This window comes from Roseobacter denitrificans OCh 114, from assembly GCF_000014045.1.
Lineage (GTDB): Bacteria > Pseudomonadota > Alphaproteobacteria > Rhodobacterales > Rhodobacteraceae > Roseobacter > Roseobacter denitrificans.
On sequence record NC_008209.1, the window covers coordinates 1,684,395 to 1,696,667 of the forward strand.

Here is a 12,273-nt window from a genome sequence, read left to right on the forward strand (position 1 = left end):
CGGTTTATGTGCTGATCAGGGGTTCGCGCGCACCGGGGCGGATGATGGCCGGATCGTAAGGTGTGCGGGCAAAGACGGCGCGCACCCGGTCGGCAAAGTGTTCGATCGGCAGGGTGTCATAGGCGGGATCAAAGCTCGCCTGATCCCAGCGTTCGCAAAACTGCGCGCAGTCGTCGAAATAGGGACTGTCGCGGTAGGCGTCGCGTTTGTGCGGGTCTGCGCCGACGTGGTGGCCGTAGTAGAGCAGTTGGAAATCACCGTGTTTTTCCACGACCCATGTGCATTGTTCGCGCACGAAGGGGCGCAGGATGGTGGCGGCGTATTCGTCGTGGTTGTAGGGCGCAAAGATATCGCCGATGTCATGCAGCAGGGCGGAGACGATCCAATCCGTGTCAGCGCGATCGCGTTCGGCGCGGGTGGCCGATTGCAGCGAGTGGCCGAGGCGCGTGATCTGGTAGCCCGAGAGGCTTTCATCAAGGCTGACCAGCGCGGTGAGCAGGCGGTCGGCGGTGCCTTTGGTATAGGCGGTTTCGTGTTCGGTGAGGAAGTCGTAGTCTTCCTTGGTGCCGTCTTTCATCTGGGTAAAGCTGACGCGGTCGATCATCCGTAGAGGGTTCCTTTTTTCCTGGCGCCGGACATCATCGCCTTGGCCTGTGCGGCGCGGATTTCATCATACTGCGCGAGGGCATCGGGGGCAAAATTCGCCGATGGCGCGGGGAAGCTGGCGAAATGGCCGTGCCTGTCTGTGCCCCGGGCGAGGAGGGCGTAATCGACCTCGGCCACCTGCTGTTTCACATCCGGCGCGCAGTAGCGGATCACGGCGGCAATGCGGCGATCCTCGGTGGTGTTGGGGCCGGAGCCGTGGATCGTCAGCCCGTGGTGGAGCGAGATCTGGCCGGGGTGGATTTCGATGGGCACCTTGTCGGTGTCCGCCACATCGACCTGCACTTCCTGCCCGCGCGACAGGAGGTTATTCTCGGCAAAGGTGTCTTCATGCGGCAGGATCGCGTTCTTGTGTGAGCCGCGCACGAAATCCATGCACCCGGAGGCAGGTGTTGCGGGCGAGAGCGACAGCCATGCGGTAACCAGCCCGTCAATCGCGCCGAGACCCCAGTAGGTCAGGTCCTGATGCATGGAGACGATCTGGTTGGTGCGCGGTTCCTTGATGAAGAATTCAACCGCGTAGATCATGATGTCGGGGCCGAGGATACCTTCGACAACGTCCAGGATGCGCGGGTCGGATCCGATGCGATGGGCCATGGGCATCACGCAATGCGCATTGACACGTTTATAGGTGCTCAGCGGGAGCGGCAAGCCCGCGTCAAGGTAATCCGCCTCGATCCGTTCAAGTTCGGTGCGCAGGGCGGTCGCCTCAGTCGCGGGCATCACCTGCAGCGGAAAGAGATAGCCGTCGCGCCAGTATTGATCGGTTTGCGCCTGTGTCAGGCGGCCCTGTTCCAGTGGCAAGGGGTGGGGCATCTGATCCTCCTTGTCGTGTGGTTGAATGATCGCTTTGGCGCGGGCGGGCTTCTGTTCTGTTTGCGACACTGGATTGCAGGCTGCGAAATCACCTTTCTGTGCGATTATGCCGTGACGGGCCACAGCACTGGACATGCGGGTCATCGCCGCTACTGTCCCCACGGACACAGATCGGTATGCAAGGAGGCATCACATGGAAAAATTTGGCAAATCACAGCCCGTAAAGCGGGTTGAGGATGTTCGTTTTCTCACAGGTGAAGGTCGCTACGTGGATGATATCGCGCCTGAGGGGGCGCTTTTTGCCTTTGTGTTTCGCGCGCCTGTGGCCCATGCGGTGATCACCGGTCTGGATGTGGCGCAGGCGCGCGGCGCGCCGGGCGTGCACGCGGTGCTGACGGCGGATGATCTGAAGGCGGCCGGGATAACCAAGTCGATGTCAGCCCAGACGGTCAAGAACCGCGATGGCAGCATGGGCGCGGCCCCCCGCAGACCGATCCTCGCCGAGGAGCGTATGCGTTTTGTGGGTGAGCCTGTGGCTTTCATCGTGGCAGAAACGCTTGATCAGGCGCGTGATGCGGCGGAATTGATCGACCTGTCCTATGAGGAGTTGCCCGCCAAGATGGATATTCAGGCCGGTGGCGCGCCATTGCACGCCGAGGCCCCTGACAATGTGGCCTTTGACTGGGGCATGGGGGATGAGGCGGCCACGGACGCTGCATTTGCCGCCGCTGCGCGCACCGTATCGCTGGAGGTGCCGGACAATCGCATCATCGTCAATTCGCTTGAGCCGCGCGGATGTTTCGCGCAGTGGGACGGCGAGCGGGTCCACGTTTCCGTGGGCGGGCAGGGCGTCTGGGCGCAGAAATCAGAGATCGCGGAATTGCTGAACATCGACGCAGAGCGTGTGCGCGTCACCAACCCCGATACAGGCGGTGGTTTCGGGATGAAGGGGTTCCCCTATCCGGAATATGTTCTGGCCGCCCATGCCGCCAAGGTTGTGGGCAAGCCTGTGCGCTGGATGTCCGAACGCACCGAGGCGATGCTGACCGATAACGCCGGGCGTGACCTGACGAGCTTTGCCGAATTTGCCTTTGATGAAAACCACAAGATCATCGGATATCGTGTCCACACGCGCTGCAACCTTGGCGCTTACAACAGCATGTATGCGCAGTTCATCCAGAGCCAGCTGTTCAGCCGGGTGCTGATGGGGGTCTATGACGTGCAGGCCACATGGCTGCGGGTCGAGGGGATTTACACCAACACGACCTATGTGGACGCCTATCGCGGCGCAGGGCGACCGGAGGCGATTTACGTGCTGGAGCGGTTGATTGACCGCGCGGCCCGGACCCTCGGTGTGGACCCGCTGGAATTGCGGCGCATCAACTTCATCAAGCCGGATCAGTTCCCCTATCAGAACTCCACCGGTGAGGTTTATGACGTCGGCGATTTCGACAAGGTGCTGCGCCGGGCTGAGCTTGAGGCCGATCTTGCGGGCTTTGCCGCGCGCAAAAAAGCCGATGCGGACCGGGGTCTGCTGCGCGGTCTGGGGCTGTGTTACTATATTGAAAGTATTTTGGGTGATCCTAGTGAAGGCGCAAAGATCGCGTTCAATGAGGATGGCACCGTGAGCATCTATGTCGGCACACAAAGCACAGGACAGGGGCATGAAACCGTCTACGCCCAGTTCCTGAGTGATCAGACCGGGATACCGGCGGATCAGATTTTTGTCGTGCAGGGCGACAGTGATCAGATTGCGCAGGGCGGCGGCACTGGCGGGTCACGCTCCGTTACCGTGCAGAATACGGCGACGCTGGCCACGGTTGAGGTCATGACCACAGCATTCACAGCGTTTCTGGCCGATGAAATGGGTGTGCCAGCCTCCGAGATCAGTTTTGACGATGAACGCTTTCGCGCGGATGGCAGCAATATGACGCCGAGCATGTTGGAAGTGGCGGAGATGGCCCGCGAAAAGGGCCGCGACGATCTGTTGAGCCATGAAGCACGCGCGACCCTGCCTGCGCGCAGTTTCCCCAATGGCTGCCATATATCCGAGGTCGTGATTGATCCCGATACCGGCGTTGTCCGCGTGGACCGCTATACGGTGGTGGATGATTTTGGCAATCTTATCAACCCGATGCTGGCCGAAGGACAGGTGCATGGCGGTGTCGCTCAAGGTATCGGACAGGCGATCAGCGAACATGTGGTCTTTGATGAGCAGGGCCAGTTGCTGACCGCGAGTTTCATGGATTACGCCATGCCGCGGGCGGATGGTGTGCCCAATATTCGCTTTACCTCTGAACCTGTGCCGTCAACGGCGAATATCATGGGGATGAAGGGGTGCGGAGAGGCCGGCACGGTTGGGGCCCTCGCGGCTGTGGCGAATGCGGTTCAGGATGCGCTTTGGGAGCATGGCGTGCGGCAGGCGGATATGCCTTTTACCCCGCTCAAGGTTTGGGAGTTGTTAAACAGTGAGGCTATCGCGGCCGAATAGGAAGACGTGGCATTGGCTGCGCCGGGCGATCTGGCGCCGGCCAGCGCGGGATTTCGGGCCCCGGCGGGGGCCGGTCACACATGTTGTCATTCTGGATGGCACGATGTCGTCGCTCACCCCCGGTCAGGAGACGAACGCCGGGATCGCCTATCATCTGTGCCGCGAGATGGGGGCGCAACTGTCGATTTACTATGAGCCGGGGCTGCAATGGACCGACTGGCGGTCCGCGCGCGATGTGATGATCGGGCGCGGCATCAACCGGCAAATCAGGCGCGCCTATGGCTATCTCGCGTCGCGCTACAGGCCGGGGGACCGCATTTTCCTCATGGGGTATTCGCGCGGGGCCTATGCGGTGCGCAGCCTTGCGGGTGTCATTGACATGATGGGGCTGTTGCGCGCGCAGGTCGCGACGGAGCGGAACATTCGTGATGTCTATCGCCATTACGAATGTGATCCCAAGGCCGATGTGGCGCGCGCCTTTTCCCGGGCCAAGTGTTTGCAAGATATCGAGATCGAGATGATTGGCGTGTGGGATACGGTCAAGGCGCTGGGCCTGAATATGCCCGTGCTGTGGCGGTTGAGCGAAAAGGCGCATGCGTTTCACAACGATGCGCTGAGTCACAACGTCAAGGCGGGGTTTCACGCGGTGGCGCTGGATGAAACGCGCGCGGCCTATACGCCGGTGATGTGGAACACCCCTGACGGTTTCGAGGGCCGGGTGGAGCAGCTTTGGTTTCCCGGGACCCATGGCGATATCGGCGGGCAGCTGGGCGGGTTCGAGGAGGCGCGGCCCCTGTCCAACATCCCGCTGGTCTGGATGCTGGAGCGTGCGCAGCTGGCCGGGTTGCCGCTGCCCGAGGGCTGGGCGAAGCGGTTTCCCTGTGATCCGAACGCGCCGATGCTGGGCACCTTTCGCGGGCGCGGCAAGTGGTTCGTGACGCGCCGTGCGCGTGTGGCGCTGACAGATGCGTCCGAGCGGATGCATGACAGCGTGCATTTGCGCGCCGCCGCCCGTCCCGCGCCCCGCCGCAGAATGGCCTTTGGCCGGGCCGTCTAGCATAAGCGCGTCAGACAGGTTGACCGCTGTCTGAGATCCGCCGCCCTGCCTGATGCGCTCCGCTAAAGGCAGTTTTTGCCTCCGCATCGGATCCTTCGCCGACAGGGCACGCTGCACCTCGGATTCTGCGGCAGCAAGGTCGTAGGTTTTGGAATCCGGCAGTTTTACCATGGATTCGACCGTCGCTATAAAAAACGCCCCAAAACAAAGGCAACTGCGACGCGCAGGTGTTTAAATACTGTCCATCTACTCGGCGCGTCGTCTTTAGCCCGGTTTCATAATGATGCAGGTCGTTGAGCCGGTGGCGTAGAGCTTGCCATCCTCGGCACCGCGAATTTCGCCATGGGCCACGCTTGTGGTGCGGCCTGCGTGATCCACCAAGGCATCGCAGTGGACGAACATGCCGAGGGGAATGGCGCGGGTAATGTTCACCTTGTATTCCAGCGTCGTATAGACCGAACCCTGCGGCACTTTGGTCATCACAGCGCAGCCCAGAGCCGAATCGAGCAAGGCCCCATACCAGCCGCCATGCACGGCACCGCTGGGGTTCATGGCGCTGAATTCCGGTGTGCCGCAAAAGCGCACGCGGCCCTCTTCGACCTCAAGCAGGTTGAAGTTGAGCGTCGCCGCGATGGGGGCGCCCGCGATCTCTCCCTTGAGCACGCGCTGCATGAAGGTCAGCCCCGACATGCCTAGGATTTCCGAGCGGGGCAGCAAATCGTCAGGGGTTTGGGCAGCGTAGGGCATCTGGTTCTCCGCAAAAGTGTGTTGCGGGGAGCTTAAGCGGCTGGGGCGCGGCTTCAAGGTTTACGCGACGTCCTTAATGCCTGTCACGGCCTGTGTGACACCGAGGGCATGGCATATTTCGCGCGTCAACTCTGGCCGGTTCAGGGTGTAGAAATGCAGCTTGTCGACGCCCTCACCCACCAGATCCGAGCAGAGTTCGGTGCACAGCGCGCGTGACAGCAGGTCGTGCCGGTCATCACGAATGGCCGCGTCAAACGCCTGATCGAGCCACGCGGGAATAGATGTGCCGCAGCGCTGCGCGAATTTGCGGGCATTCGTCCAGTTGGTGATGGGCAGGATGCCGGGTGTGATCGGCACCGAGATGCCCGCGCGCACGCAATCGTCGCGAAACCGCAGGAAGGTATCGGCCTCAAAGAAAAACTGCGTGATCGCCTCGCAGGCGCCTGCGTCAACCTTGGCCTTGAGCCAGTCGATATTGGCCTGCTGGCTGGCGGCTTCGGGGTGTTTTTCGGGATAGGCGCCGACGCGCAGGGTGAATTGGCCGCTGCGGGCGAGAGCGTCGATCAGCTCCACCGCGTTGGCGAACCCGTCCGGGTGAGGGGTAAAGCCGTTGCTGCCTTCGGGGGCGTCGCCGCGCAGAGCGACGATATCCGTGATCCCGGCCTGGGCAAAACGCTGCGCGATGGCGAGTGTTTCCGATTTGGAGGCCCCCACGCAGGTCAGATGCGCAGCGACCGGCAGACCGGACGATTTGTGCAATGTATAGGCCGCATCATGGGTCAGGTCGCGCGTCGTGCCGCCCGCGCCATAGGTAACCGAGAAAAACCGTGGCGCCAGAGGGGCAAGCGCCTGCGCAGTCTCCCAAAGCTTGAACGATGCATCAATGGAGCGGGGCGGGAAAACTTCGAATGAGACTTCTGGAGCGGGCATCGTTTTATCCTTGGGCTTTTCATGACTTGTGCCACAGAAGTAAAAATGAGACAAATTCATAACTTTCATCTTTAACATGAGTTCGGTATGCATATTGAATTTCGCCATCTGCGCACGATCGAGGCGATCCATGAGGCCGGGGGCTTGGCGCGTGCGGCGGAACAGTTGCATATCACGCAATCCGCTTTGAGTCATCAAATCAAGGGCTTGGAGGATCAGGCGGGGGTTGAGCTCTTCGTGCGCCGCTCCAAACCGCTCAAGCTGTCTCCGGCGGGGATGCGCTTGCTGAAACTCGCGCGGCAGGTCTTGCCGCAGATCAAGGCATTGCAGGATGAATTCACCGGCTTGCGCGCGGGCAGCACGGGGCGGATGCATATCGCCATTGAATGCCACGCCTGTTTTGAGTGGCTGTTTCCCGTGCTGGAACAGTTTCGCAAGGCCTGGGGGGAGGTCGACGTGGACATCCGCCCCGGTCTGGCCTTTGATGCGCTGCCCGCGCTGCTGAAGGAGGAAGTCGATCTGGTGGTGTCATCCGACCCCGAAGACCTGCCCGGTGTGGAATTTGTCGAACTCTTTGATTATGCGCCGGTTTTCGTGGCCGCCAGCACCCATGCGCTGGCGCAGAAACCCTATGTCGAGGCGGGCGATTTTCGTGGTGAGACCCTGATCACCTATCCGGTGGAGCGTTCGCGTTTGGATGTGTTCAGCCAGTTGCTTATCCCGGCCAAGGTCGAACCTGCGGCGATCCGGCAGGTGGAACTGACGGCCGTTATCCTGCTGTTGGTGGCGTCCAATCGGGGGGTCGCGGTCTTGCCCGATTGGGTGGTGCGCGAGGTGAAGTATTCATCTGATTATGTCACGCGGCCCCTTACGGCCCAAGGGATCACGCGGCGTCTTTATGCGGCGGTGCGCAGTGATGATCTGGACAAGCCCTTCATGCAGCATTTGCTCGACCTCGCAGGGGAGGAGGCGCGGAAACTGCAGTCGGCGTAAGTCAAATGTGACGGACCCGCCCCGTTGCCCTTGTCACATATGGGTACAGGGTGCGGGGCGGGTATCTGGTCACCTGCAGCGTCTGCTGAAAGACCTCTGTCACGCAACGCTGCCTGAAATCAAAGATTTCAACGTGTTACGTGATGTTTGGTCTTTCAGATATCTCGTCAGACGCTCTAGTTGATGTCGGAAATCAGGTCCGGGTTCGCGACGAGGTTGCGCACGCCATGGGCTTCGCCCTCATTGAAAATATTGTCGGACAGCCATGTCTCGACGCTGGTGATGGAGACTTTCATGACCTCAGGGCGCACACGCCATGACACCTGCAGCGGTGATCCTTGTTCGTTGAAAGAGGGGCCCGTTGTCGATCCGTTGTAGGCGATCGGGGTGCCGGTGTCGGTGGGGATGTTGACCGCCTGATAAAGGCCGTCGACTTGTTCGACTTGGGTCAGGGTCACGAAATCTGCCGCGTCGGGATCGTTGACGAGCACATAGACCTGTGCTTCGACGCGCAATTGAGGGTTGCCGATGGCGTCTGACAGGCAGGAGCCCAGTGTCGGGCCCGGTTCGATTTGCGCAGTGGTGTGGACGTAATGCAGTTCAATCGTGTCGCCCGGTGCCAGATCGCCATATGTCCCGGCGCCGATGGTGCGTCCCAAAGGGGCCAGTTCAGCTTCGGACAGGGTGCCATTATACCTGAAGCCCGTGCCAGCGCCCGCCCCATCGCCGTTGCCTGCGTAGGTCGTGAATTCGCCGCCCCGGTGTTCGGCGTTTTCATGAAAGTGGATGTTGCACAGGTTCATTTGCGTATATTCGGGGGCGGTGCCGAAGGCGCGCGGGTTGTTGCCGCGCAGGGTTTCGAGGTCACGCGGGGATTGTGGCCCGAAACCGGCGCCTTGCGTATTTTCGGCCAAGGCTGCCCGTTGTGCGGCGATGACATCATCGCCGACAGCGCCGTGTCCGTCCGCAAAGGTTGCGCCCGCTGTGAGCGTCAGAAGGCCAAAGGCACCAAGGCAAATTCTGGTAGATTTCATATGTCGTTATAGCCTGTTTTTTATTAAAAAAAGGCAGCGTGAATCCGCTGCCTTGCACATCATAGATGTGCGCGCGGGTGGCGTGATTCAAGGTCGTTGTGATCTGTTTCGTGGGGGGTGGGCGCCTGCCGCGACATCACGCCGTGGCATCGGCCGGTGGATCAGCGGGCCAGCCGTGCGGCCCGTCCGCCGCGACGTCTGCTGAGCAGCCCTTGCCTGCCTGGCAATTCGTCCATCACCATGCGCCGCGCGTCGGGGGAGAGTTTGGACCACATCGTGATCTCCTCGATGGAGCGCAGGCAGCCGGTGCACAGGCGTGCCTCGGGGTGGATCACACAGATTTTGACGCAGGGGCTTTCGACTTCGTCCCGCTTCCAGATGTCACTCATTCTTGGTCCTGTTCTGCTCGAATTACGCGGATGCGATCCAGCGCGCCTTGCAGGATATAGGCTGCGGCAACGTGGTCAATGACCTCTGCGCGACGTTTTCGGGACGTATCCGCCTCAAGGAGCGCGCGTTCGGCGGCGACGGTGGACAGGCGCTCATCCCAGAACGTGATGGGCAGGTCCGACCCGATGGATTTGTCCAGATTGCGGGCAAAGGCGCGGGTCGACTGGCAGCGCGGCCCTTCGGAGCCGTCCATGTTGCGCGGCAGGCCCAGCACCAGCCCGCCGAGCCGCCGTTGTGCCACGATGTCGCTCAGACGTGCGGCGTCCAGCGTGAACTTGCGCCGTTTGACGGTTTCCAGCGGCGTGGCGACGGACAGGAACGTGTCGCTGACGGCAACACCGATGGTCTGGGTGCCCAGATCAAGGCCCATGAGGCTGCGCATGGAGGGAAGTGCCGCGAGAAAGTCAGCGGTGTCTTCAAGGATCATTCGGCCACTTGCGCCCGTTGTCCGGCGCGCAGCAGCAGATCGAGCGCGCGGGTGTCGTCGGCAAAGGCCTGAATGGCGTTTTCATAGACGCTGCGCGCCGCACCGGTCTGGCCCAGGACGCCAAGTGCGGTGATCAGCTGCGCCCAGTCCTGTACCGGGCCGCCTTCGGTGCCGAGCCGGTCCGAGAGGCCCTGCACCATGCTCTCGATCATCTCGAGGCGTTCGGAGGGGCTCATCTCACCGGCGGCTTCGATGTCCGCAGCGCTCGGCCCGCCGGGAGCGTCCAGTCCGGGGCCGATTTCGGGGAGTTGATAGTTCACGCCAGCGCGAAACGCGAGGTCTTCGATCTGGGCGAGAATGGGTTCGATCCAGGCGGCCTCGCGCGGGCCTTCGCGCAGCAGTTGATCCCAGATGCGAAAGGCATTGTCGGGGCGTCCGGTCTGCGCCAGCATCAGGCCGACGTAGTAGCGCGCCGCGCCATTGGTGGGATCAAGGGCAAGCACCCGGGTCAGCACGCTTTCCGCTTCGGGAGAGACATAGCCACCGGCGGCGAGGATCAGCATGTCGGCGTAATTCGCGTAGTCTTCGCTGGTCGCCTCATCGCCGCGCACCCTGATGATTTCCGCCTGCGCGCGGGCGGCGGCGCGGAAATTACCGAGGTTACCCTCGTTCTGCGCCAGAAGGGTCAGGCCCTGAATATCGTCGGGGCGTGCGGCCACGGCCTCGCGCAGCCGTTCCACCAATGCGACGTAATCGGGGCTGATGTCCGGGGGGGCCACATAGGCGGGCAGGCTGTCTTCGGCCTCTTGCTGGCTGGGACGGTTTGCGCGGGCTTCTTCGGCCAGAACGATGCGATCCTTGAGGGCCAGATCGCCATAGCCCGGCGCGCCGATATTCATGTAAAGCCACAGGCTGCCACCGACCAGAACCACCGCCAGAATGGCCCCGACCAGACCCGGTGCACCCTTGTTTGCGTCCGCTTCGAGCGCATCGGTTTGCAGGGCGGCATCTGCCGCGAGGATGCGGCGTGAGATCTCGGCCCGCACGCGGTCGGCATCGGCAGGATCCACAACGCCGCGCGCCAGGTCCTTCTCCACCTCGCGCAGCTGATCACGATAGACTCGCAGATCATAGGCCGCCGCAGGTTCGGTCATGCCGCGTTTCGGCGCGCGCAGGGCAAGTACCATCAAAACGGCCACAATGATTGCCAGTCCAGCCGAGATAATCCAGAACGTCATAAAGCCCTCTTGCAGCGTTGGACTATTCATGTAGCGATCAAATGGGCCGCGCAAAAGGGGCAAACGATCAAGAGCATGGCAGTTGCATGCGAGATGATGTCGCGCGTCGCCGGTTTTGGGGCAAGGGCGCGCGCGCATGCCTTGTTTGCGCCGGGCAGGCCAATGCGCCCTGTGGCCCATTGCTCAGGGCGCACACAGGCGCCGTGATGGGCCGCGAACCGACCCTGCGCCGTGGTTTCGCCGGTTACTTGGGCGTTTTGTCTGTCTTGTTGTTTTCGCCTGCGGCAGAGCCGAATGCGATCAGGTTGCTGACATCTACTTCACGTCCGCCGCGCGCTGCCTTGCGTTTGGCCATGCCGCGCCGTTCCAGTACGAGCAAGACGATGGCAATCGCGCCGATGCTGCCAAATCCAAGTACTGCCAACATTTGTTCACTCATCAAGTCTCTCCGTTCTGTGAGGTTCGCTTCAGTATAGCGCAAGTTGGCAGGCGGGCCAAATGCGCGGTGCTCAGCCGATGGGGTTGGGGCGCAAAGGCTGTCACCCGCCGAAAGTTGTCGGGGATTTCCGCCTATATTGCAGCGTGCCCCGGACCCGTCATCATGAGCCTCTCATCAAAAGGAGAGAAGATCATGTCAGACTACTCACAGCACAACCAAGGCATCGGTGGCAAAGGTATTGTTGTCGGATTGCTTCTCATCGGGCTCTTTGTGGCAGGGCTTGCGTTCCTCGGCGCGAACGGCTCGGAAGTTGAACCGGGCACTGCTGTCATAGATCCCGCCACCCCGGTGGCAGAGCCTGAAACGGCACCGGCCATCACGGAATAATACAGGGTATTCACTGAAACCTACGAGGGCGCGCGTGTGACACCGTGCGCCCTTTTGCGCCAGATGTGCCCGCGCGGCATCGCAGGTGAATGTGGCTCGCGGAAATCGCGACACTTTGGACTTTGAATTGTCCAAGCGCTGCCGGTACCCTGACAACATACTTCTTTGCGTTAGGTACCACATGTTTAAAAAATTGACGGCGTCCGCACTGGTTTCTTTGCTTTTCGCCGGGACCGCAACAGCGGGCGGCACTTATTACGACTGCGATATCAACACGACCCGCGCAAGCGGTGGGTGGGTTTCCGAAAAATTAGCAATCATTATGAAAGAAAACGGGCAGGTGCTTGTTTCTGACTCCGTGGTTTTGCAGTTTAACAAAGCCCCCATCGTGGCACGTGTCACGCGGAACAATGATCGCAAGATGGTCGTGCGCTGGCGATTGAACAATAACGTCAACAGCCAAAACCAGCAGACGCCCTCCTTCGACTATACCGCCTCGCTGACGAAATCGAACAACAAGGTGCATGTATCAGGCTCCCCTGATGGCTATCCTAACCGGTTTACAGGTTCGGGCACCTGCGTGCTGAAAAACGGCTGATCC

At 61.2% G+C, this 12,273-nt stretch carries 14 protein-coding genes; 5 read left to right on the forward strand and 9 right to left on the reverse strand.

From position 1 onward, the window contains the following. Positions 1–4: 4 nt before the first annotated feature. Entirely contained in the window at positions 5–604 is a 600-nt protein-coding gene (locus tag RD1_RS08095; RefSeq protein WP_011567995.1) for an HD domain-containing protein, read from the reverse strand. Further along, on the reverse strand, positions 601–1,479 hold the full coding sequence (locus RD1_RS08100; RefSeq protein ID WP_011567996.1) for a phytanoyl-CoA dioxygenase family protein: 879 nt from the start codon (positions 1,477–1,479) through the stop codon (positions 601–603). The genes RD1_RS08095 and RD1_RS08100 overlap by 4 nt, the downstream gene beginning before the upstream one ends. 193 nt (positions 1,480–1,672) lie before the next feature. Between RD1_RS08100 and RD1_RS08105 the strand changes: the two genes are divergently transcribed. Beyond that, complete coding sequence (locus RD1_RS08105) at positions 1,673–3,970, forward strand: xanthine dehydrogenase family protein molybdopterin-binding subunit (protein ID WP_011567997.1); 2,298 nt, start codon at positions 1,673–1,675, stop codon at positions 3,968–3,970. A gap of 16 nt (positions 3,971–3,986) precedes the next feature. Next, positions 3,987–5,027, forward strand: coding sequence for a DUF2235 domain-containing protein (locus tag RD1_RS08110; RefSeq protein WP_245897362.1), 1,041 nt, complete (start codon positions 3,987–3,989; stop codon positions 5,025–5,027). Positions 5,028–5,291: 264 nt separating this feature from the next. On the opposite strand, the gene RD1_RS08115 is transcribed toward RD1_RS08110, so the two are convergent. Both RD1_RS08115 and metF read right to left on the reverse strand, forming a co-directional pair. Then, the gene (locus tag RD1_RS08115) at positions 5,292–5,774 is read right to left on the reverse strand and encodes a PaaI family thioesterase (protein ID WP_011567999.1); all 483 of its coding nucleotides are present in this window, start codon (positions 5,772–5,774) and stop codon (positions 5,292–5,294) included. 60 nt (positions 5,775–5,834) lie between these two features. Next, positions 5,835–6,704: a methylenetetrahydrofolate reductase [NAD(P)H] gene (gene metF / locus RD1_RS08120; RefSeq protein ID WP_011568000.1), complete on the reverse strand. Its 870-nt coding sequence runs from the start codon at positions 6,702–6,704 to the stop codon at positions 5,835–5,837. An 87-nt stretch (positions 6,705–6,791) separates the two neighbouring features. On the opposite strand from metF, the gene RD1_RS08125 reads away from it, so the two are divergent. Then, positions 6,792–7,697 (forward strand): LysR family transcriptional regulator, encoded by a 906-nt coding sequence (locus RD1_RS08125; protein ID WP_011568001.1) that lies wholly within the window; start codon positions 6,792–6,794, stop codon positions 7,695–7,697. Between the two features lie 176 nt (positions 7,698–7,873). Here RD1_RS08125 and RD1_RS08130 read toward each other — a convergent pair whose 3' ends face one another. From RD1_RS08130 to RD1_RS08150, 5 genes are all read right to left on the reverse strand, one after another. Then, entirely contained in the window at positions 7,874–8,731 is an 858-nt protein-coding gene (locus RD1_RS08130; protein WP_011568002.1) for a delta-class carbonic anhydrase, read from the reverse strand. Between the two features lie 161 nt (positions 8,732–8,892). Further along, positions 8,893–9,120, reverse strand: a complete 228-nt coding sequence (locus RD1_RS08135) for a DUF1289 domain-containing protein (RefSeq protein WP_011568003.1) — start codon at positions 9,118–9,120, stop codon at positions 8,893–8,895. Next, entirely contained in the window at positions 9,117–9,608 is a 492-nt protein-coding gene (gene ruvX, locus RD1_RS08140; protein ID WP_011568004.1) for a Holliday junction resolvase RuvX, read from the reverse strand. The genes RD1_RS08135 and ruvX overlap by 4 nt, the downstream gene beginning before the upstream one ends. Next, on the reverse strand, positions 9,605–10,846 hold the full coding sequence (gene ccmI / locus RD1_RS08145) for a c-type cytochrome biogenesis protein CcmI (protein WP_011568005.1): 1,242 nt from the start codon (positions 10,844–10,846) through the stop codon (positions 9,605–9,607). Before ccmI ends, ruvX begins: the two co-directional genes overlap by 4 nt. Positions 10,847–11,090: 244 nt before the next feature. Beyond that, positions 11,091–11,285, reverse strand: a complete 195-nt coding sequence (locus tag RD1_RS08150; protein WP_050759066.1) for a hypothetical protein — start codon at positions 11,283–11,285, stop codon at positions 11,091–11,093. 192 nt (positions 11,286–11,477) lie between these two features. Here RD1_RS08150 and RD1_RS08155 point away from each other — a divergent pair, with 192 nt between their 5' ends. Then, complete coding sequence (locus RD1_RS08155; RefSeq protein WP_105880339.1) at positions 11,478–11,672, forward strand: hypothetical protein; 195 nt, start codon at positions 11,478–11,480, stop codon at positions 11,670–11,672. A gap of 181 nt (positions 11,673–11,853) precedes the next feature. After that, complete coding sequence (locus tag RD1_RS08160; RefSeq protein WP_044033017.1) at positions 11,854–12,270, forward strand: hypothetical protein; 417 nt, start codon at positions 11,854–11,856, stop codon at positions 12,268–12,270. Positions 12,271–12,273 lie beyond the last annotated feature (3 nt).

Bases quoted from the DNA above. Each gene is read 5' to 3' on its own strand.
- RD1_RS08095 (WP_011567995.1), bottom strand. From the start codon at position 604: ATGATCGACCGCGTCAGCTTTACCCAGATGAAAGACGGCACCAAGGAA.
- RD1_RS08100 (WP_011567996.1), bottom strand. From the start codon at position 1,479: ATGCCCCACCCCTTGCCACTGGAACAGGGCCGCCTGACACAGGCGCAA.
- RD1_RS08105 (WP_011567997.1), top strand. From the start codon at position 1,673: ATGGAAAAATTTGGCAAATCACAGCCCGTAAAGCGGGTTGAGGATGTT.
- RD1_RS08115 (WP_011567999.1), bottom strand. From the start codon at position 5,774: ATGCCCTACGCTGCCCAAACCCCTGACGATTTGCTGCCCCGCTCGGAA.
- metF (WP_011568000.1), bottom strand. From the start codon at position 6,704: ATGCCCGCTCCAGAAGTCTCATTCGAAGTTTTCCCGCCCCGCTCCATT.
- RD1_RS08125 (WP_011568001.1), top strand. From the start codon at position 6,792: ATGCATATTGAATTTCGCCATCTGCGCACGATCGAGGCGATCCATGAG.
- RD1_RS08130 (WP_011568002.1), bottom strand. From the start codon at position 8,731: ATGAAATCTACCAGAATTTGCCTTGGTGCCTTTGGCCTTCTGACGCTC.
- RD1_RS08135 (WP_011568003.1), bottom strand. From the start codon at position 9,120: ATGAGTGACATCTGGAAGCGGGACGAAGTCGAAAGCCCCTGCGTCAAA.
- ruvX (WP_011568004.1), bottom strand. From the start codon at position 9,608: ATGATCCTTGAAGACACCGCTGACTTTCTCGCGGCACTTCCCTCCATG.
- ccmI (WP_011568005.1), bottom strand. From the start codon at position 10,846: ATGACGTTCTGGATTATCTCGGCTGGACTGGCAATCATTGTGGCCGTT.
- RD1_RS08150 (WP_050759066.1), bottom strand. From the start codon at position 11,285: ATGAGTGAACAAATGTTGGCAGTACTTGGATTTGGCAGCATCGGCGCG.
- RD1_RS08155 (WP_105880339.1), top strand. From the start codon at position 11,478: ATGTCAGACTACTCACAGCACAACCAAGGCATCGGTGGCAAAGGTATT.
- RD1_RS08160 (WP_044033017.1), top strand. From the start codon at position 11,854: ATGTTTAAAAAATTGACGGCGTCCGCACTGGTTTCTTTGCTTTTCGCC.